A 19,051-nucleotide genomic window follows, 5' to 3' on the forward strand; every position below is an offset into this window, starting at 1 on the left:
CTTAATTTGAGGGTGTTAAATGATTGACGTAAATTTCTGATAAAAATTAAGCAAAAAGGCGACCGAGCGGTCGCCTTTGGGTCTCAACATCGTTAATGGGATTAACGACGTTTCTTTGTCAACTCGATCACTCGAAGCTGAGCAATGGCTTTAGCCAGTTCACTGGCCGCTTGCGCGAAGTCCATGTCGCCATGCTGATTCTGAATGTGTTCTTCAGCGCGACGTTTGGCTTCTGCTGCCTTCGCTGCGTCTAGGTCTTCACCACGGATTGCTGTATCAGCCAGCACAGTCGCTGTGCCAGGCTGAACTTCAATGATACCACCAGAAACATAAATGATTTCTTCGTGGCCGTGCTGTTTCACAATACGCACCATTCCCGGCGTAATAGCGGTCAGCAGCGGAGTGTGGCCGTGGAAAATACCCAGCTCACCTTCGCTACCGGTCACCTGGAACGTTTCAACGAGACCGGAGAAGATTTTCTTCTCAGCACTCACAACATCCAGATGAAAGGTTATTGCTGCCATATCGCCTCCTAGTTAGCCTTATAGCTTCTTCGCATTCTCAAGAGCATCTTCGATTGCACCGCAGTACATGAACGCTTGCTCTGGAACATCGTCGTAGTCACCAGCTAACAGGCCTTTAAAGCCACGTAGAGTTTCTTTTAGTGGTACGTAAACACCTGGGTCGCCTGTAAAGACTTCCGCTACGTGGTAAGGCTGAGTAAGGAAACGCTCAATCTTACGCGCACGAGCCACAACTTGCTTATCGGATTCAGACAGTTCGTCCATACCCAAAATCGCAATGATGTCTTTCAGCTCTTTGTAACGTTGCAGTGTTTGCTGCACGCCACGCGCGATGTCGTAGTGCTCTTGACCCACAACCAGTGGATCAAGTTGACGAGATGTCGAATCCAATGGGTCGATCGCTGGGTACAGACCCATCGCTGCGATGTTACGGTTCAATACAACCGTTGCATCCAAGTGCGCAAATGTGGTTGCTGGTGACGGGTCGGTCAAGTCATCCGCAGGTACGTATACCGCCTGTACAGACGTGATAGAACCTTTCTTAGTTGACGTGATACGTTCTTGAAGTACACCCATCTCTTCAGCCAGTGTTGGCTGGTAACCTACCGCAGATGGCATACGACCCAGAAGTGCCGATACCTCTGTACCCGCAAGGGTATAACGGTAAATGTTATCGATGAACAGCAGTACGTCACGACCTTCGTCACGGAAGCGCTCAGCCATCGTCAGACCAGTCAGAGCAACACGCAGACGGTTGCCTGGTGGCTCGTTCATCTGACCGTAAACCATCGCTACTTTTGATTCTTCAGGTTTCTCGATGTTAACAACACCCGCTTCCTGCATTTCGTGGTAGAAGTCGTTACCCTCACGAGTACGCTCACCAACACCCGCAAATACAGACAGGCCGGAGTGTTGCAGTGCGATGTTGTTGATAAGTTCCATCATGTTAACGGTCTTACCTACACCTGCACCACCGAACAGACCGATTTTACCACCCTTCGCGAATGGACAAATCAAGTCAATGACTTTTACACCCGTTTCAAGCAGCTCAGTTGCGTTAGACTGCTCTTCGTAGCTTGGTGCTTCACGGTGAATCGAGTAAAGCTCTTCAGCACCGATTTCACCGCGTTCATCAATCGCATCGCCAAGGACGTTCATGATACGACCTAGCGTTTTAGTCCCTACTGGTACTGAAATTGGAGCGCCAGTGTTTTCAACTGACATTCCACGACGTAAACCATCCGAGCTACCCATTACGATTGCGCGTACTACGCCACCGCCAAGTTGTTGCTGAACTTCAAGAACCAGACGTTCTTTTGCTTCTGCAACTGTCAGAGCATCGTAAACACCTGGTACTGCGCTCTGTGGGAACTCTACGTCGACTACTGCACCGATGATCTGTACGATCTTACCTGTAGCCATCGTTAATCCTCTAAACTGTTTGTTTTACCTAAGCTTAAACCGCTGCTGCGCCGCTCACGATTTCCGACAGTTCTTGTGTAATCGCCGCCTGACGGGCTTTGTTGTACACAAGTTCTAAGTCATCAATCAGATTTGAGGCGTTGTCTGTTGCAGCCTTCATCGCAACCATTCGAGCCGCTTGCTCACAAGCAAGGTTCTCCACCACACCTTGGTAAACCTGAGACTCTACGTAGCGCAGTAGTAGCGCATCCAGCAGAGGTTTTGGTTCAGGCTCATAGATGTAGTCCCATGAATGCGCACGCTGCATATCTTCGCTGTCCGATTTAGGCAAAGGTAGCAATTGATCGATCTTTGGTTGTTGTACCATGGTGTTCACGAATTCGTTGAACACTACGTACAGACGATCCAACTCGCCGTTATCATATTTCTTCAGCATCACGCCAACAGAACCGATCAGGTCTTCCAGCGTTGGGCTATCACCCAAACCAGACACTTGAGCCGCTACTTTTGCGCCGCTGTTGTTGAAGAATGCAGTTGCTTTAGAGCCAATAATGGCCAACTCCAGCTCTGCACCCTTCTCTTTCCACGTTTGCATGTCTGTGATCGCTTTTTTGAACAAGTTAATGTTCAAGCCACCACACAAACCGCGGTCAGTTGAAATAATGATGTAACCAACACGTTTCGCTTCACGCTCTTCTAGATACGGATGACGATACTCTAGATTCGCGTTGGCGACATGACCGATCACTTTACGCATAGTTGCCGCGTATGGACGAGAAGCTTCCATGGCGTCTTGAGAACGACGCATTTTTGAAGCTGCTACCATTTCCATCGCTTTCGTAATTTTCTGAGTGCTTTTCACACTACCGATTTTATTACGTATCTCTTTTGCGCCGGCCATCGTTACTCTCCATTAGTTGGTGGCAAAATTTGCCACCGACCTATTACCAAGTTTGGGTTGCTTTGAAATCGTCAACCAGCTTCTTCAGCTGTGCTTCGATGTCATCGTTGTAAGCACCCGTCTTGTCGATCTGCGCTGCAAGTTCAGCGTATTGACCGCGAGCGTACGATAGTAGAGCTGCCTCGAAATCTAGAACTTTGCTCAGTTCTACATCGGCAAGGTAACCGCGCTCTGCTGCGTAGATAGTCAGAGCCTGATCAAAAACAGACATTGGAGCGTACTGTTTCTGTTTCATCAGTTCTGTTACTTTCTGACCGTGCTCCAGCTGACGTTTTGTTGCATCATCCAGATCCGATGAGAACTGCGCGAATGCTGCCAGTTCACGGTACGCTGCAAGTGCAGTACGGATACCGCCTGACAGTTTCTTGATGATTTTCGTCTGTGCTGAACCACCTACACGAGAAACTGAGATACCTGGGTCAACTGCTGGGCGAACACCCGCGTTGAACAGTTCAGTTTGTAGGAAGATCTGACCATCGGTAATCGAGATTACGTTAGTCGGTACGAATGCGGATACGTCACCAGCTTGGGTTTCGATGATCGGCAGCGCCGTTAGAGAACCGGTCTTGCCTTTCACTTCACCGTTCGTGAAACGTTCTACGTAATCAGCGCTTACGCGAGCAGCACGCTCAAGTAGACGTGAGTGGAGGTAGAAAACGTCACCAGGGAATGCTTCACGGCCTGGCGGACGACGTAGCAGTAGAGAAATCTGACGGTAAGCAACAGCTTGCTTAGACAGATCATCGTAAACAATCAGTGCATCTTCACCGCGATCGCGGAAGTATTCACCCATTGCACACCCAGCGTATGGCGCAAGGTATTGCAGAGCTGCAGACTCAGAAGCAGACGCTACCACAACGATAGTGTTCTTCAGAGCGCCGTGCTCTTCAAGTTTACGAACTACGTTTGCGATAGTCGAAGCTTTCTGACCGATCGCGACGTAGATTGAGTAAATACCTGAATCTTTTTGGTTGATGATCGCATCGATCGCCATCGCTGTTTTACCAGTTTGACGGTCACCGATAACCAGCTCACGCTGACCACGGCCGATTGGAATCATCGCATCCACTGATTTATAACCAGTTTGTACAGGTTGATCGACTGATTGACGGTCGATTACGCCTGGTGCAATCACTTCTACAGGAGAAGTTAATTTTGCTTCGATTGGACCTTTACCGTCGATTGGCTCACCCAGTGTGTTCACTACGCGGCCTAACAGTTCAGGACCTACTGGTACTTCTAGAATACGACCTGTACCAGTAACTTTTTCGCCTTCCTTCAGGTCAGCATATGGACCCATGACAACTGCACCAACCGAGTCACGCTCAAGGTTAAGTGCGAGTGCATAACGGCCACCCGGTAATTCAATCATTTCACCCTGCATCACGTCCGCTAGGCCGTGAATTCGGATAATACCATCGCTTACCGAAACGATAGTACCTTCATTGCGAGCTTCACTAACAACGTTGAAAGACTCAATACGCTGTTTAATTAGATCGCTAATTTCCGTGGAATTAAGTTGCATGCTCCAATCCCCATTAAGACTGCAAGGCATCGCTCAGGCGGTTCAAACGACCACGCGCTGAGTTATCGATGACTAAGTCTCCGGCTCGAATTACTACCCCACCAAGTAGGGTCTCATCTACACTGCAATTCAGCTGAACTTTGCGTTCCAGACGCTGCTCAAGTTTGTTGCTGATGTCTGCCAGTTGCTGCTCTGAAAGTTCAGATGCTGAAATCACTTCAACGTCGACTTTCTTCTCATGCTCTTGTTTCAGAGCATGGAATTGAGCACAAACATCCGGAAGGGCCTGTAAGCGGCCATTCTCAGCCATTACCTTCAGCAGGTTCTGACCATGTGCATCAAACTGTTCGCCACAAATTGCGACAAAGATTTCTGCCATTTTATCGGCAGAGGTCGAGCTGGTTAACAGCTCTTTCATCTGGTCGTTCTTTGCGACTTCGGCAGCGAAAACAAGCATCTGGCTCCATTGATCCAGTTGTTGTTTTTCCACCGCAAATTCAAATGCTGCTTTAGCATAGGGGCGTGCAATTGTAGTCAAATCAGACATTCGGCGCCCCCAGACTTAAAGTTTTGCAGTAATGTTGTCGAGAATATCTTTGTGCGCATCTTTATCGATCGTACGCTCAAGGATCTTCTCAGCACCAGCAATCGCCAGAGTTGCAACTTGTTTGCGCAGCTCATCGCGGGCACGGTTACGTTCGGCGTCAATCTCAGCATCAGCTTGAGCAAGGATTTTCTGGCGTTCTGCCTGAGCTTCCTCGCGCGCTTCATCCAAAATTTGCGCTTTACGTTTGTTCGCTGCCTCAATGACCTCAGTTGCTGTGCGCTTCGCTTCTTTCAGTGAATCAGAAGCGTTGGCTTGTGCTAGGTCCAAATCTTTCTTTGCACGCTCAGCAGCTTGCAAACCGTCAGCAATTTTCTTCTGACGCTCTTCAATCGCTTTAATGATTGGCGGCCATACATATTTCATGCAGAACCACACAAACAGTGCGAATGAAAGTGCTTGACCTAGCAGAGTTGCGTTCATATTCACAACAGCTACCCCTCTATATGGACTTCGTGTTAATCAAAGACAAACCACCTTGCGGGGTTTGTCGCTGGCAAAACGTGATTAACCTAGTTGACCAACAAATGGGTTCGCGAATGTGAATAGCAGTGCGATTACGATACCGATCATTGGAACCGCATCCAGCAGACCTGCAATGATGAACATCTTAACTTGCAGCATAGGAGCCATTTCTGGTTGACGAGCAGCGCCTTCCAGGAATTTACCACCTAGAAGTGCGAAACCAATCGCAGTACCAAGAGAAGCAAGACCGACGATGATACCTACGGCGATTGCAGAAAAGCTCAGTAAAGTTTCCATTACTATCTCCAATTATTGTTGTTGGCTTATGAGCCCAAATAAAAGCTAAATATTTTTTATTAATGATCACTATCTTCATGTGCCATAGACAGATAGACGATTGTCAACATCATGAACACGAAAGACTGAATCAGAATTACCAGAATATGGAAGATAGCCCACGGTAGTGAACCCAACCATTGTAGCCACCATGGTAGCATCGCTGCGATAAGAATAAATACAACCTCACCCGCGAACATGTTACCGAATAGACGCATACCCAGTGAGAGTGGTTTAGCCAGTAGCGACACCACTTCAATAAGCAGGTTAAACGGAATCATAATTGGGTGATTGAATGGGTGTAACGCCAATTCTTTCGCAAACCCACCTAGACCTTTCACTTTGATGCTGTAGTAAATCATCAGAGCGAACACGCCTAGAGCCATAGCCATGGTGATGTTCACATCAGCAGACGGGACCACTTTTAAGTAAGGGATACCGAGCCAATGCTGTGCTGGATACGGCAAGAAATCAATTGGCACTAAGTCCATGATGTTCATTAGCAATACCCAACAAAAGATAGTCAGTGCCAGCGGTGCTATTAGCGGATTGCGTCCATGGAAGGTGTCTTTGACGTTGGTATCGACAAATTCAACCACTATTTCAACAAAACACTGTAGCTTGCCTGGTACACCCGCTGTTGCTTTCTTGGCCACAGAACGGAACACCCAAAGGAAGATCAGTCCAGTAAACAAAGAAAAAAACAGGCTATCGATATGTACGTTCCAGAAACTTGTCTCCTCCGCAACCAGACCTAACTTGTACAACGATAGGTTGGAAAGGTGGTGTTCAATGTATCCGGACGATGTTAGCGCTTCACCTGGCGCAGCCATAACTCATCCTATTTTTTGTTGTTAATGAAAAGCACTGGCGCACAGATATTAATACCTAGAGCCAGCAAATAGGTTAGTTTTAGGGGAACAAGTTCCACCTGCATATACATGTAGGCGACAGAGAACAGTGCGATAGTGATGAGGATTTTAAGTGTTTCACCTGTGTAGAAAGAGGCCGTAATTCGCTTTGCAGCACGAGCTCCACTAAACATAAAAGCACACAGCGCAAAAACTGCATTAGCGAAGACAAAAATGCCCCCACCAATCAGCGCTGAAATTCCCCATTCAGCATTTACGGCAATCGCCATCCCTGCTGCCACAACCATAACCGCGCCGAACTGGATCATTAACAATTGCTTTGCAAGCGCTCGTCCTGGCCTAGCTAACGCAGCTACCATGTATTCGTACCTCTAGTAATGTCCAACACACAACATATTGCTGGAGCCGGAAATTGGCGAAAATTATACGGTGACATCAATTGATTGCAATTACAACGCTGCAAAAAGTTACAATTTTGTTTACACACCGACATATTTCGCTAAAGAAATCTTATTTTTCACAATTGATTTAAATCAATTATCTCACTTAGCCTTGTAGCTTGGCAATTAGTTGCTCGAATTTGTGAGGCTCATCAAGACTTATCGTGACTTTTGACTTTCCGCTTTTTGAACGGACGATTGACACTTTTGCCCCGAGTTTTTCACTCAGATTTTGTGACATTTGTTGTATTTCTACGTCTTCTGGCACATTTTTTACATCAGAGTCCTCTGAGAGGCATTTTTTTACGAGTTGTTCGGTTTGGCGCACCGTCAGTTGTTTCTTCGCGACCCGAGCAGCCACTTCAATTTGCTGTTCACCGTCGAGCATCAACAACGCGCGAGCATGGCCCATTTCTAACTGACGCGTCTCCACCAAACGTTTCACGCTGTCGTCCAGCTGGTTCAAACGCAGCAAGTTACTCACCGTGGCGCGCGACTTACCGATCACATCCGCAACTTGTTGATGAGTCAGTTTGAATTCATCCTGCAAGCGTTCTAGCGCTTGTGCCTCTTCGATCACATTCAGATCTTCACGCTGAATATTTTCGATCAACGCCATGGCGATCGCCGCACGATCGTCGACGCGCTTCACCAAACACGGCACTTGCTTGAGGCCGGCTTGACGCGCCGCTCGCCAGCGACGTTCACCGGCAATAATTTCGTAACCACCCAACGCCAGTGGACGCACCACGATCGGCTGAATGATGCCTTGAGATTGAATGGAGGCAGACAGTTCTTCCAGCGCCTCCGGCGACATATCTTTACGGGGTTGGTACATACCCGGCTTCAGGTTGGTGATCACAAGATCGGTCAACTCACCCTCGCTAGACATAGCTTGGCTTTGAGAGGCCACGTGTTGTTTCTCACGAGCCAGAGAGCTGGTGGACAGCAGTGCGTCCAGCCCTTTTCCTAAACCACGTTTAGTCATGCACACGAATCCTTTAGTTGGTGTTATGCGGGTACTTCTTCACGACGTAACATTTCGCCTGCCAACGCGAGATACGCTTTGGCTCCGGCCGAATACTTGTCGTAATACATGGCAGGTTTGCCATGACTTGGCGCCTCAGCGAGGCGAACGTTGCGAGGGATAACTGTGCGGTACACCTTGTTGCCAAAGTGTTTTTTTAATTGATCAGAAACTTCGTTAGCGAGTCGGTTGCGTGGATCGTACATGGTACGAAGCAGACCTTCGATCTTCAGATTGTCATTCACCACCGCAGCTAACTTACTGATGGTATCCATTAACGCCGTTAAACCTTCCAAGGCAAAGTACTCGCATTGCATCGGTACTAAAACCGAATCGGCTGCCGCCATCGCATTGATTGTAAGGAGGTTTAAAGAAGGAGGACAATCGATAAAGATGAAATCATAGTTATCACGAACTGACGCGAGAGCGTTCTTCAAACGCACCTCACGCGCAAACACTTCCATCAGTTTGATCTCGGCTGCCGTCACGTCGCCATTGGCTGCAATCAGGTCGTAATGACCTGTGGTCTTACGACACACCACTTCTTCAAATGGGGCTTCTTCGACCAACAGCTCGTACGCAGTGGCATCAACCTGATATTTATCCACACCGCTGGCCATGGTTGCATTGCCTTGCGGGTCGAGATCAATCACCAGCACTTTGCGTTTGGTGGCCGCCATTGAGGCCGCCAAATTAATACAAGTTGTTGTTTTTCCTACGCCACCCTTCTGGTTAGCGATCGCTACGATTTTACCCACGGTCGTGCCTCGTTATTATCCCTTGCGCGATAAGATTACAAGATGACGCTCACCTTCCAACTCAGGAACTTTCAAAGCTTTGATATCGATCACAGAACACCATTCCGGCAGCTGTTCAATCTCATCTTGCGGTAATTGCCCTTTCAGCGCTAAGAAGACACCGGTTTTAGCACGCGGTAAGTGATGGCACCACTCCACCATGTCCGTGATGGAAGCAAACGCACGACTCAACACACCGTCAAAACCGTCTTCACCACCGTCAAACTCTTCCACGCGGCTCTGAACCGGCGTGACATTGGTGATGTTCAGTTCATGCAAGACCTGTTTGATAAAGCGAATCCGCTTGCCCAAACTATCCAGCAAAACAAAGCTCTTGGTCGGGTTCATGATCGCCAAAGGAATCCCCGGCAGACCTGGCCCCGTCCCAACATCAATAAAACGCTCCCCCACCAACAGCGGGCTCACCACAATACTATCCATAATGTGCTTCACGAGCATGTCAGACGTGTCGCGTACGGATGTCAGATTATAGGCTTTGTTCCATTTGTTGAGCAGCTCGACATAACCAACCAGCTGCTCACGTTGACGCTCAGACACGTCAAGGTCGGTCTGAGCAATCAGGGCATCAAGTTTAACGCGTAGCGAATTCATTACGCGGCTTCTCCTTTCTTGAGTAGGCCGTGTTTTTTCAGGTGCACCAGCAGAATAGAGATCGCCGCAGGAGTGATTCCCGAAATGCGTGACGCAATACCGATACTTTCCGGTTTCGCGTTATTGAGCTTCATCACCACTTCGTTCGACAAGCCTTTGACCGCTTTGTAATCGAGGTCGATAGGCAGTTTGGTGTGCTCATGACGCAGAGATTTTTCGATCTCATCTTGCTGACGCTGAATGTAACCGTCGTATTTCACCTGAATTTCAACTTGTTCCGCGGCTTCACGATCCTCAAGCGCAGGAGCAAAGGCCGACAACGAAGTCAGCAAGTCGTACGTCATTTCAGGGCGACGTAGCAGATCTTCACCGCTGGCTTCACGCGACATCGGCGTTTTCAGCAGTGCGTTAAGTGCGTCAACACCGTCAGAATTCGGGTTCATCCAGGTCTCTTTCAGACGTTGACGTTCGGTTTCCATGTGTTCAATCTTCTGATTGAAACGTGCCCAACGCGCATCGTTGATCAGGCCCAGTTCACGGGCTTTTTCAGTCAAACGTAGATCGGCATTGTCTTCACGCAGCAGCAAACGGTATTCCGCACGCGATGTGAACATGCGGTACGGTTCTTTGGTGCCCATGGTTGATAAATCGTCAATCAGCACGCCGACATACGCTTGGTCACGACGTGGGCTCCAGCCCTCTTTGTCTTGACTAAACAAGCTCGCGTTCAGACCCGCCATCAGGCCTTGCGCTGCCGCTTCTTCGTACCCGGTGGTGCCGTTGATCTGGCCAGCGAAGAACAAACCTTGAATAAACTTGGTTTCAAAGGTCTGTTTTAGATCGCGTGGATCAAAGAAATCGTATTCGATCGCATAGCCCGGACGGACAATATGCGCATTCTCAAACCCTTTCATCGAACGCACGATCTGCACTTGCACGTCAAAAGGCAAACTGGTTGAGATGCCGTTTGGATACAGTTCTGTGGTTGTCAGACCTTCCGGTTCGATGAAAATTTGGTGGCTGTTTTTATCCGCAAAACGCATGACTTTGTCTTCAATCGACGGACAGTAACGTGGCCCAATCCCTTCAATCACACCCGCATACATTGGGCTGCGATCGAGGTTGGCACGAATCACGTCATGCGTTTTCTCATTGGTGTGCGTGATGAAACATGGAATCTGACGCGGATGATGCTCGCGTTTGCCCATGAATGAGAACACCGGTGTTGGATTGTCACCGTGTTGCGCTTCCAATATCGAGAAATCGACACTATTGGCATCGATGCGAGGTGGAGTGCCGGTTTTCAGACGATCCACGCGGAATGGCAATTCACGCAGACGCTGTGCTAAGGCGATCGATGGTGGATCGCCTGCGCGGCCACCAGAGAAGTTTTCCAAGCCAATGTGGATCTTTCCGCCCAAGAAGGTGCCCACGGTCAATACAACGGCTTTGGCGCGGAATTTGAGCCCCATTTGGGTCACCACACCACGCACTTGATCGTTTTCAACGATCAGATCATCCGCCGCTTGTTGGAACAGCGTCAGATTGGGGGTGTTTTCCAACGTATGGCGAACGTACGCTTTGTACAGTGCACGGTCGGCTTGAGCACGTGTCGCACGTACCGCAGGCCCTTTTGAGGCGTTCAGTGTGCGAAATTGAATACCCGCATGATCGATGGCTTCTGCCATCAGACCACCCATCGCATCCACTTCTTTAACTAAGTGGCCTTTACCAATACCGCCGATTGCTGGGTTACAGGACATCTGTCCCAGCGTGTCGATATTGTGAGTGAGAAGTAACGTACGTTGGCCTGTACGAGCGGCTGCGAGCGCGGCTTCCGTTCCTGCGTGACCGCCACCAACCACAATGACGTCAAATGTTTCGTGATAAAGCATGAACGACCTCAGGTATTCATTGAGCGAAGAGATAAAATAAAAGAGACGTATTCTACCTTCTTTCCATTGGCTAGAAAATCGCTTTTCTGCTTTTTTCCATCCCGAGTGTTTAACTAAATAATATATAAAGATCTATTTAGAGATCTTTTATTGGATCTACTATTAGGATCGACGATCTCTGTGGATAAGTGAAAAATGATCAACGAGATCATGGATCTTCTCTTGATCAGAACATGTGATCATCACCTGATCTGATCGAGGATTAGCTGGGATCAAAAATGGCAGTTATTCACAGGGGGTAATTTGGATCTAAGTTGTTATTTGGATAACTATAGGTTGATCACCGGATAAGCGCAGAGTTATGCACAGCCCTTCGCGTGAATCCATACTGCCTTTTTCTGACGAAAGCGTGAAAAAACATTCACAACGGGGCACGTTCCCTTTCTTGAGATTGAAAAAAAGCGACCGATGGCCGCTTCACAGATCGATTAGAACGCTGCAATGCGCTCATTGAGCCACACTTCGGCGGCATCTTCCGGCACGGGATACTCTTGCACATCGATGGTAAAGCAGTCCGCCAGCGGTGTTGCCCCAATATCTTCGAGCAAATCAAACGCGTGTTGGCCCGCGGCACAGAACGTGTCATAACTTGAGTCGCCTATGGCCACCACGGCAAATGTCAGATCGCGGGTGTTGGGGGGGGTGGCTTGTAGCGCCTGAATAAACGGTTGGATGTTGTCTGGGTAATCGCCTGCGCCGTGCGTCGATGTGATGATCAACCACGTTCCTTGCGCAGGAATCTCTGCCAATTGTGGCTGATTGTGAATCGTGGTCTCTTTTCCCTGCGCCTGCAGCAAATCGCTGAGGTGATCTCCGACGTATTCTGCGCCGCCTAAGGTACTGCCTGTGATGATGTGAATCATATAAAACCCCGAGCTGTTTCGTCTTAAACGAAAGAAGTGAATAATCGACTTGGGTGAGAAGAATACAGGGGTAAGCTGTGGATAGTAAAGGGCAAGATCGTGTCCCCACGCTATCAAGAAAGGATCCTGCCTGTGCACAAGCTTCTCCACAAGGGGGATCGCGCCTAAGGGATCATACTCGGTCAAAGGTCATGTGGTGCAGGGAAGGCGGGGAAAATGAGTTGACAAAAAGGCAAAGAAACGCGGGCGTATCACAAAAAAAATAGGCTAAGCGTTGAGTCACGCTTAGCCTTCATCAATTACTTGCCGATACAGAATGAGGAGAAGATGCGCCCGAGTAGGTCGTCTGAACTGAATTCCCCGGTGATCTCATTGAGATGTTGCTGCGCCAGACGCAGCTCTTCTGCCAGAATTTCTCCCGCCATGTAGCCTTCCAGTTGCTGCTGACCAATGCTCAGGTGTTCTGCGGCACGTTCCAGCGCATCGAGGTGGCGGCGGCGCGCCATAAAGCCGCCTTCTTGATTGCCGGTAAAGCCCATGCATGCTTTTAAGTGTGAACGCAGCGCATCGACGCCTTCACCGGTTTTCGCCGATAGGCGGATCAGCGTGGGTTGATTCACGTGGCAGATCCCCAGCGTTTCGCCGGTTTGATCGACTTTATTGCGGATCACGGTCATGCCCATGCTGTCGGGTAGGCGATCGACAAAATCGGGCCAAATGTCTTTGGGATCGGTGGCGCTGGTGGTGGTACCGTCAACCATAAACAGAACACGGTCCGCTTGCGCGATTTCGTCCCACGCTCGCTCGATGCCAATTTTTTCCACTTCATCCGACGCTTCCCGCAAACCGGCGGTGTCGATGATGTGCAGTGGCATACCGTCGATGTGAATGTGTTCACGCAAGACATCGCGCGTGGTGCCGGCAATATCGGTCACAATCGCAGACTCTTTGCCAGACAGCGCGTTCAGCAGGCTGGATTTCCCGGCGTTCGGACGGCCTGCAATCACCACTTTCATCCCTTCACGCATGATGGCGCCTTGATTGGCTTCTTGGCGCACCGCGTTGAGGTTGTCGATGATGGCTTGTAGGTCGCCGGAGACTTTGCCGTCGGCAAGAAAGTCGATTTCTTCTTCCGGAAAATCAATTGCTGCTTCGACGTAGATGCGCAGATGGATCAGCGATTCCACCAGCGTATGGATGCGTTTGGAAAATTGACCCTGCAGCGATTTGAGCGCCGATTTGGCTGCTTCTTCGGAGCTGGCGTCGATCAAGTCGGCAATCGCTTCCGCTTGTGTCAGGTCCATCTTGTCGTTAAGAAACGCGCGCTCAGAGAACTCGCCCGGACGCGCCGGACGCACGCCAGGAATCATCAGAATGCGTTTGATGAGCATATCCATGACCACGGGGCCGCCGTGGCCTTGCAGCTCCAGTACGTCTTCACCGGTAAACGAGTGCGGGTTTGGGAAGAAGAGCGCGATGCCCTGATCCAGTTCCACCCCCGACTCTGTTTTGAAAGGCAGGTATTCTGCGTAACGTGGCTTGAGCGTGCGGCCGGTCACTGCCAGCGCCACTTCCGTGGCTTTGGGACCTGAAACGCGAATAATGCCAACGCCACCACGACCCGGAGCCGTGGCTTGCGCGACGATAGTATCGGTAGTCATAACCTTACCTGTAAAAAAATCGAATTAGCGTCATTGTAATCAGCAAGCAACAAAAAGGCGACCTTTTGGCCGCCTTTGCTGATTCGCTTCGTGCTTACTTGGAGTGTAAGCCTTTTTTCTCCAGACCTTTGTAAATCAAAGTCTGTTGAATCAGAGTCACGATGTTCGATACCAACCAGTACAGTACCAAACCTGACGGGAAGAACAGGAAGAAGAACGTAAACATAACCGGCATAAAGGTCATGATCTTCTGCTGCATTGGATCCGTCACGGTGGTTGGGCTCATTTTCTGGATGAAGAACATACTTGCACCCATCAACAATGGCAGGATGTAGTACGGGTCTTGTGCTGACAAGTCGTGAATCCAACCAAAGAATGGTGAGTGACGCAGTTCAACCGATTCCATCAGGGCCCAGTACAGCGAAATGAAGATCGGCATCTGTAGGAAGATAGGTAGACAGCCGCCCAGCGGGTTCACTTTCTCTGTCTTATACAGTTCCATCATTTCTTGGCTCATGCGCTGACGGTCATCGCCGATGCGCTCACGCATGGCTTGCAGTTTTGGTTGCAGCATGCGCATTTTCGCCATGGAGGTGTACTGCGCTTTAGTCAGCGGGTACATCGCACCACGTACGATGAAGGTCAGACAGATGATTGCCACACCCCAGTTACCAACGAATGACTGAATAACAGACAGTAGCCAGTGCAGTGGTTTCGCGATGAACCATAGCCAGCCGTAGTCAACCACGAGGTCCAGGTTTGGCGCAGTGGCCGCCATTTGGTCTTGTAGTTTAGGACCGACCCACAGGGTGGCTTTGAAATCAGCTTGTTGGCCATCTGCGATGGTTTTGTTTGGCATGCGGACGCCAATGTCACCCAGGTTGCCGATCACGCGAGAGTACAGGTTGGTGCCTGGCTCGTTGCGTGGAATCCATGCAGACGCAAAGTAGTGTTGGATCATCGCTGCCCAACCTTGACCGTTGGCGAGGTTCATCGCAAGGTTGCGATCCTGCATGTCGTCAAAGCTGTATTTTTTGTAACGCGTATCTTCAGTTGAGTAAGCGCCGCCACGGTAAGTTGGCATCGCTAGGCTACCGCCAGAATCGAGCAGGTTTTGACGCAGGTGTGCGTACATGCCCAGAGTGGCGTTGTTGCCTGAGTGGTTCACCACGTTGAATTCAACGTCAACCGCGTAGTTCCCACGTTTGAGCACGAATGTTTTGGTGTATTCAAGGCCGTTGGCTTGGTAAGTCATCGGAATACGCAGTTCATCTTGGCCGTCAGCCAGCGTGAAGCTGTCTGCGTCAACCGTGTAGGTTGGGCGATTGTTGCTGCTCAGATCGATCCCTTGAGGGCCGATCAGGCCGCTTTGCGCGATGAATTGATGACCTTGTGTATTTTTCAACAGGACGAATGGGTTTTCTGAGTCCAATTCGTCAGAGTATTGGTTCAGTTTTGCTGTGACCACATCACCACCAACTGTGTCGATAGACAGAGTCAGTACATCTGTAGTGACGGTAATCACTTTGGCCGCAGCACTGTTTTGCGATGGTGCTGGATCGAACTCATCGGCTAAAGACGGTGCAGGGACGGCACTGCTGGTTTGAGCCTGCTCAACCGCTTGAGGTGCTGGGTTCTTCGCTACTTGCCACTGTTGGAAAAGTAAAAAAGAAACCAGAGCCAAAGCGATTAACAGGATATTACGTTGAGAATCCATCGTTATTTATCTCTGTCGTGTTTTTGGACTGGTGGAACGGGGTCAAATCCCCCTTCGTTCAAAGGGTGGCATTTTAATAGACGTTTGCCGGATAACCAACACCCTTTTACAAATCCGTGAGCTCTCAACGCTTCTATCGCATAAGTAGAGCAAGTGGGCGTAAATCGGCAACGCGGGCCGATCAGCGGACTAATAAACCACTGGTATAGTCGGACTAAACCAATGGCTAGCCACGTGAAGGGCGTGAAAGGCGATGCCATAACTTGTCGAACAAAGTGAACATTTCCTCATTGCTCAAATCTTGGGCGCTTTTCTTCGCAATGACAACATAATCTTTGTGTGCAAGTTTGTGTTGATTGAGACGAAAGCTTTCGCGGGCCAAACGCTTGAAGCGGTTACGACCAACGGCTGTCTTGATTTGTTTCTTAGGAACCGCTAACCCTAAACGAGGATGAGAAAGGTTATTATCGCGTGCAATGATGGTGAAATGGGGGGAGCCTGCTCGGTGAGCTTGCTGAAAGACATTTTGATAATGCTCGGGAGTTAACAAACGTAACTCCCGATTAAATGCGTACGTACTCAAAATAAGCTAGCGATTATTTTGACAGGCGCTTACGGCCTTTTGCACGACGTGCATTAATTACTTTACGACCGTTCGCAGTCGCCATGCGTGCACGGAAACCGTGAGTACGCTTGCGCTTTAGAACTGTAGGTTGAAAAGTGCGTTTAGACATGGTTATTACCTTTACTGATCAGTAGTTTTTAGGTTCATAAAACCCGGCGTGGGCAATACGTCTTCTCTGTATATAAAAGAAAGGACATTCCGACGCCTCTCAACAAAGAGGCGGAATTGTAATCACAGTCACAAAAGGTGTCAATGATTGGGTTTGCCGAAACTCGATTCCAACGAACGAAAAACGTTCAGGCTCGGGCTTCATACTTTCCGGTCGGCCGATTATACGGAGTCTCGATAAAATCTCAAGGATCCTTAATCGATCCCGACCTGATTCAGGAATTTTCTGAGGCGTGGATCCTGTGGATGGTCAAAGATATCCTGTGGAGAACCTTGCTCAACAATATTCCCTTCCGCCATAAAGATCACGCGGTCGGCGACCTCTTTGGCAAATTGCATTTCGTGAGTCACCACCAGCATGGTTTGGTGCTGGGTGGCGAGTTTTTTCATGAGCCCCAGTACTTCGCCCACCCATTCTGGGTCCAGCGCAGAGGTGGGTTCATCAAACAGCAGCAGTTCCGGTTGCAGCGCCATCGCACGGCCAATGCCGACGCGTTGCTGCTGGCCGCCAGAGAGCGCCGCTGGGTAGCTGTCGCCGCGATCGCCCAGACCAATGTCTTCGAGGATCTGCTGCGCACGCTGTAGCGCTTGATCTTTTTTCCAGCCACGCACGGTGATGAGGCCTTCCGCAATGTTCTGACGTGCGGTGAGGTGAGCAAACAGCGCGTAGTTCTGAAACACGAATCCGGTTTTGCGGCGCAGGGCCAGCACTTCGGCTTTGGTGTGTTTTTGGGTATCGACGCTGACATCATCAATGGTGATGGTGCCTTGGTCGGCCTGCTCAAGAAAGTTCACGCAGCGCAGTAGGGTGGATTTACCGGTGCCGCTAGAGCCGATAATCACAATGATTTCACCCTGATTGATGGTGATATCGATGCCTTTTAGTACCTCGGCATCGCCAAAGCGTTTATGAATGTTGGATAACGTGATCATCGTACATACGCCTTATTCAGTTTATTCTCTGCCCAAATCTGCACGCGGGTCAGAACCATCACGACCGCCCAGTAAATCAGTGCTACGGCCAGGAAGGCTTCAAAGAAGCGAAAGCTGGAGGAGGCTTCCATCTGCGCTTTGGCCATGATTTCCGCCACGCCGAAGGTAAATGCCAGTGAGGTCGATTTGATCATGTCGATGAAGTAGTTCATCAATGACGGCAGCGCGACGCGGCTGGCTTGCGGCAAAATAATGCGGCGCATCGCTTGCCCCGTGGTCATGCCGACCGACAGGCTGGCTTCCATCTGGCTGCGGTCGATACCGATGATCGCCGCGCGAATGGTTTCGGCCATGTAGGCAGCAAAGTGCAGCGTCAAACCGATTACGGCCGCGCTAAACGCATCAATGCCGATTAATAGTGGGAAAATCTGCGGTAGGCCGTAGTACAACAGAAACATTTGTACCAGCAGCGGTGTGCCACGAAAGAAGCTGATGTACAACTGGCTCAGGGCGTTCAACACCGGCACTTTGAACACGCGGATGTTGGCCAGCAGCACGGACAAAATCAGCGCAAAGAACATGCCCCACACCGCCATTTCCATGGTGGTGCTCAGATACTTGAGCAGGATCGGCATCAGCCCCAGCATGTATTGAAAATCAAACCCCATTTACGTCCCCCTAAAGACAACAAAAGGCGGAATCCTGCGATTCCACCTTATTGATTCGGCTATTGGTCTCAGTTATTTGGTAATATCCGTACCGAACCATTTCTCAGAAATCTGGCTCAGTGTACCGTCTGCACGCATCGCAGCAAGTGCTTGGTTCACTTCCGACTGCAATTTATGGCCTTTCTCGTTGTTCAGGAATGGCCACGCGTTGGCGATGGTTTCAAATGGAGACCCTGCCAATTGCAATGGCAGACCTGTTTTATCAATCACTTCCAGCACAGAGAGGCGGTCCATCACGAACGCATCGATGCGGCCCAGTGCGACATCACGTTCAAAACCGGTATCGTAGGTTTTGATGTTGATTTTGCCGTCTTTGTCGTGCGCACGCAGCAGTTGTTCGAAGTTTGACCCCAAGTTCACTGCCACGGTTTTACCGGCCAGGTCTTCGATGCCTTGGATGCTGTCGTTGCCTTTACGCACGGCAATTTGCGCGCCATCGATGACATACGGTGCCGAGAACAGGTATTTCGCCTGACGCTCTTTGGTCATGGTGATCTGATTCGAGATGGTGTCAATGCGGCCAGTTTCCAGCAAACCAAACAAACCTGAGAAGTTTGAGGTCACATATTCCACATGGTAATCGTTGCGTTTACCGATCTCGTTCCACACATCCACTTCAAAACCTTGCAGTTGGTCTTGCTTGACGAAGGTGAATGGGAAGTAACGACCCGACATCCCGACTTTGATGTCTGTTGCGGCTTGTACAGTCGCGGCGGATAGAGCAAGCGCGGCCACTGCCAATTTAATCCAGTTTTTCATCTTGTGACTCCTTATGATTATAGGGCGTGATATTACTGGTAAATAACTTAATAGAAT

The 19,051-nt window shown here is 49.6% G+C and carries 22 protein-coding genes; all 22 read right to left on the bottom strand.

What is annotated here, in order from left to right; translation table 11 throughout:
• Nucleotides 1-101: 101 nt before the first annotated feature.
• The 22 genes from VFA_RS20180 to VFA_RS20275 all read right to left on the bottom strand — a co-directional run bounded on the left by VFA_RS20180 (nucleotide 102) and on the right by VFA_RS20275 (nucleotide 18,994).
• On the bottom strand, nucleotides 102-524 hold the full coding sequence (locus tag VFA_RS20180) for a F0F1 ATP synthase subunit epsilon (protein ID WP_004728707.1): 423 nt from the start codon (nucleotides 522-524) through the stop codon (nucleotides 102-104).
• A gap of 18 nt (nucleotides 525-542) precedes the next feature.
• Nucleotides 543-1,946, bottom strand: a complete 1,404-nt coding sequence (gene atpD, locus VFA_RS20185) for a F0F1 ATP synthase subunit beta (protein ID WP_004728708.1) — start codon at nucleotides 1,944-1,946, stop codon at nucleotides 543-545.
• A 34-nt stretch (nucleotides 1,947-1,980) separates the two neighbouring features.
• Nucleotides 1,981-2,847: a F0F1 ATP synthase subunit gamma gene (atpG, locus tag VFA_RS20190; RefSeq protein WP_004728709.1), complete on the bottom strand. Its 867-nt coding sequence runs from the start codon at nucleotides 2,845-2,847 to the stop codon at nucleotides 1,981-1,983.
• A gap of 43 nt (nucleotides 2,848-2,890) precedes the next feature.
• Nucleotides 2,891-4,432 carry a F0F1 ATP synthase subunit alpha gene (gene atpA / locus VFA_RS20195; protein WP_038152645.1) on the bottom strand — a complete coding sequence of 514 codons (1,542 nt, stop codon included), beginning with the start codon at nucleotides 4,430-4,432 and terminating at the stop codon, nucleotides 2,891-2,893.
• A 13-nt stretch (nucleotides 4,433-4,445) separates the two neighbouring features.
• Nucleotides 4,446-4,979, bottom strand: a complete 534-nt coding sequence (gene atpH, locus VFA_RS20200; RefSeq protein WP_004728711.1) for a F0F1 ATP synthase subunit delta — start codon at nucleotides 4,977-4,979, stop codon at nucleotides 4,446-4,448.
• Between the two features lie 15 nt (nucleotides 4,980-4,994).
• Nucleotides 4,995-5,465, bottom strand: coding sequence for a F0F1 ATP synthase subunit B (gene atpF, locus VFA_RS20205; RefSeq protein WP_038152647.1), 471 nt, complete (start codon nucleotides 5,463-5,465; stop codon nucleotides 4,995-4,997).
• 78 nt (nucleotides 5,466-5,543) lie between these two features.
• Nucleotides 5,544-5,798 carry a F0F1 ATP synthase subunit C gene (gene atpE, locus VFA_RS20210; protein ID WP_002540812.1) on the bottom strand — a complete coding sequence of 85 codons (255 nt, stop codon included), beginning with the start codon at nucleotides 5,796-5,798 and terminating at the stop codon, nucleotides 5,544-5,546.
• A gap of 59 nt (nucleotides 5,799-5,857) precedes the next feature.
• On the bottom strand, nucleotides 5,858-6,670 hold the full coding sequence (gene atpB, locus VFA_RS20215) for a F0F1 ATP synthase subunit A (protein ID WP_004728713.1): 813 nt from the start codon (nucleotides 6,668-6,670) through the stop codon (nucleotides 5,858-5,860).
• Between the two features lie 8 nt (nucleotides 6,671-6,678).
• A complete protein-coding gene (locus VFA_RS20220) occupies nucleotides 6,679-7,068 on the bottom strand; it encodes a F0F1 ATP synthase subunit I (RefSeq protein ID WP_038152649.1) in 390 nt (129 codons plus the stop codon).
• A gap of 187 nt (nucleotides 7,069-7,255) precedes the next feature.
• Nucleotides 7,256-8,137, bottom strand: coding sequence for a ParB/RepB/Spo0J family partition protein (locus VFA_RS20225; RefSeq protein WP_004728715.1), 882 nt, complete (start codon nucleotides 8,135-8,137; stop codon nucleotides 7,256-7,258).
• Between the two features lie 23 nt (nucleotides 8,138-8,160).
• Nucleotides 8,161-8,934: a ParA family protein gene (locus VFA_RS20230; RefSeq protein WP_014204191.1), complete on the bottom strand. Its 774-nt coding sequence runs from the start codon at nucleotides 8,932-8,934 to the stop codon at nucleotides 8,161-8,163.
• A 15-nt stretch (nucleotides 8,935-8,949) separates the two neighbouring features.
• The gene (rsmG, locus tag VFA_RS20235) at nucleotides 8,950-9,585 is read right to left on the bottom strand and encodes a 16S rRNA (guanine(527)-N(7))-methyltransferase RsmG (RefSeq protein WP_004728717.1); all 636 of its coding nucleotides are present in this window, start codon (nucleotides 9,583-9,585) and stop codon (nucleotides 8,950-8,952) included.
• Complete coding sequence (gene mnmG / locus VFA_RS20240) at nucleotides 9,585-11,480, bottom strand: tRNA uridine-5-carboxymethylaminomethyl(34) synthesis enzyme MnmG (RefSeq protein WP_004728718.1); 1,896 nt, start codon at nucleotides 11,478-11,480, stop codon at nucleotides 9,585-9,587. The genes rsmG and mnmG overlap by 1 nt, the downstream gene beginning before the upstream one ends.
• 488 nt (nucleotides 11,481-11,968) lie before the next feature.
• Entirely contained in the window at nucleotides 11,969-12,403 is a 435-nt protein-coding gene (gene mioC, locus VFA_RS20245; RefSeq protein ID WP_004728719.1) for an FMN-binding protein MioC, read from the bottom strand.
• Nucleotides 12,404-12,702: 299 nt separating this feature from the next.
• Nucleotides 12,703-14,064 carry a tRNA uridine-5-carboxymethylaminomethyl(34) synthesis GTPase MnmE gene (gene mnmE, locus VFA_RS20250; RefSeq protein ID WP_004728720.1) on the bottom strand — a complete coding sequence of 454 codons (1,362 nt, stop codon included), beginning with the start codon at nucleotides 14,062-14,064 and terminating at the stop codon, nucleotides 12,703-12,705.
• 94 nt (nucleotides 14,065-14,158) lie between these two features.
• A complete protein-coding gene (yidC, locus tag VFA_RS20255) occupies nucleotides 14,159-15,781 on the bottom strand; it encodes a membrane protein insertase YidC (RefSeq protein ID WP_004728721.1) in 1,623 nt (540 codons plus the stop codon).
• Nucleotides 15,782-15,783: 2 nt separating this feature from the next.
• Entirely contained in the window at nucleotides 15,784-16,041 is a 258-nt protein-coding gene (gene yidD / locus VFA_RS23550; RefSeq protein ID WP_081454181.1) for a membrane protein insertion efficiency factor YidD, read from the bottom strand.
• On the bottom strand, nucleotides 16,008-16,331 hold the full coding sequence (gene rnpA / locus VFA_RS20260; RefSeq protein ID WP_004728722.1) for a ribonuclease P protein component: 324 nt from the start codon (nucleotides 16,329-16,331) through the stop codon (nucleotides 16,008-16,010). Before rnpA ends, yidD begins: the two co-directional genes overlap by 34 nt.
• 46 nt (nucleotides 16,332-16,377) lie before the next feature.
• Nucleotides 16,378-16,515 carry a 50S ribosomal protein L34 gene (rpmH, locus tag VFA_RS23555; RefSeq protein WP_004728723.1) on the bottom strand — a complete coding sequence of 46 codons (138 nt, stop codon included), beginning with the start codon at nucleotides 16,513-16,515 and terminating at the stop codon, nucleotides 16,378-16,380.
• Between the two features lie 254 nt (nucleotides 16,516-16,769).
• Entirely contained in the window at nucleotides 16,770-17,507 is a 738-nt protein-coding gene (locus VFA_RS20265; protein WP_004728724.1) for an amino acid ABC transporter ATP-binding protein, read from the bottom strand.
• Complete coding sequence (locus VFA_RS20270) at nucleotides 17,504-18,175, bottom strand: amino acid ABC transporter permease (protein ID WP_004728725.1); 672 nt, start codon at nucleotides 18,173-18,175, stop codon at nucleotides 17,504-17,506. Before VFA_RS20270 ends, VFA_RS20265 begins: the two co-directional genes overlap by 4 nt.
• Nucleotides 18,176-18,247: 72 nt before the next feature.
• Nucleotides 18,248-18,994, bottom strand: a complete 747-nt coding sequence (locus VFA_RS20275) for an amino acid ABC transporter substrate-binding protein (RefSeq protein ID WP_004728726.1) — start codon at nucleotides 18,992-18,994, stop codon at nucleotides 18,248-18,250.
• Nucleotides 18,995-19,051 lie beyond the last annotated feature (57 nt).

The organism is Vibrio furnissii CIP 102972 (assembly GCF_000176175.1).
Classification (GTDB): Bacteria; Pseudomonadota; Gammaproteobacteria; order Enterobacterales; family Vibrionaceae; genus Vibrio; species Vibrio furnissii.

Bases quoted from the DNA above. Each gene is read 5' to 3' on its own strand.
- rpmH (WP_004728723.1), bottom strand. From the start codon at position 16,515: ATGTCTAAACGCACTTTTCAACCTACAGTTCTAAAGCGCAAGCGTACT.
- VFA_RS20225 (WP_004728715.1), bottom strand. From the start codon at position 8,137: ATGACTAAACGTGGTTTAGGAAAAGGGCTGGACGCACTGCTGTCCACC.
- mnmE (WP_004728720.1), bottom strand. From the start codon at position 14,064: ATGACTACCGATACTATCGTCGCGCAAGCCACGGCTCCGGGTCGTGGT.
- atpA (WP_038152645.1), bottom strand. From the start codon at position 4,432: ATGCAACTTAATTCCACGGAAATTAGCGATCTAATTAAACAGCGTATT.
- atpB (WP_004728713.1), bottom strand. From the start codon at position 6,670: ATGGCTGCGCCAGGTGAAGCGCTAACATCGTCCGGATACATTGAACAC.
- VFA_RS20270 (WP_004728725.1), bottom strand. From the start codon at position 18,175: ATGGGGTTTGATTTTCAATACATGCTGGGGCTGATGCCGATCCTGCTC.
- mioC (WP_004728719.1), bottom strand. From the start codon at position 12,403: ATGATTCACATCATCACAGGCAGTACCTTAGGCGGCGCAGAATACGTC.
- atpE (WP_002540812.1), bottom strand. From the start codon at position 5,798: ATGGAAACTTTACTGAGCTTTTCTGCAATCGCCGTAGGTATCATCGTC.
- atpH (WP_004728711.1), bottom strand. From the start codon at position 4,979: ATGTCTGATTTGACTACAATTGCACGCCCCTATGCTAAAGCAGCATTT.
- VFA_RS20275 (WP_004728726.1), bottom strand. From the start codon at position 18,994: ATGAAAAACTGGATTAAATTGGCAGTGGCCGCGCTTGCTCTATCCGCC.
- yidC (WP_004728721.1), bottom strand. From the start codon at position 15,781: ATGGATTCTCAACGTAATATCCTGTTAATCGCTTTGGCTCTGGTTTCT.
- atpD (WP_004728708.1), bottom strand. From the start codon at position 1,946: ATGGCTACAGGTAAGATCGTACAGATCATCGGTGCAGTAGTCGACGTA.
- rsmG (WP_004728717.1), bottom strand. From the start codon at position 9,585: ATGAATTCGCTACGCGTTAAACTTGATGCCCTGATTGCTCAGACCGAC.
- VFA_RS20265 (WP_004728724.1), bottom strand. From the start codon at position 17,507: ATGATCACGTTATCCAACATTCATAAACGCTTTGGCGATGCCGAGGTA.
- VFA_RS20180 (WP_004728707.1), bottom strand. From the start codon at position 524: ATGGCAGCAATAACCTTTCATCTGGATGTTGTGAGTGCTGAGAAGAAA.
- yidD (WP_081454181.1), bottom strand. From the start codon at position 16,041: ATGGCATCGCCTTTCACGCCCTTCACGTGGCTAGCCATTGGTTTAGTC.
- VFA_RS20220 (WP_038152649.1), bottom strand. From the start codon at position 7,068: ATGGTAGCTGCGTTAGCTAGGCCAGGACGAGCGCTTGCAAAGCAATTG.
- atpG (WP_004728709.1), bottom strand. From the start codon at position 2,847: ATGGCCGGCGCAAAAGAGATACGTAATAAAATCGGTAGTGTGAAAAGC.
- mnmG (WP_004728718.1), bottom strand. From the start codon at position 11,480: ATGCTTTATCACGAAACATTTGACGTCATTGTGGTTGGTGGCGGTCAC.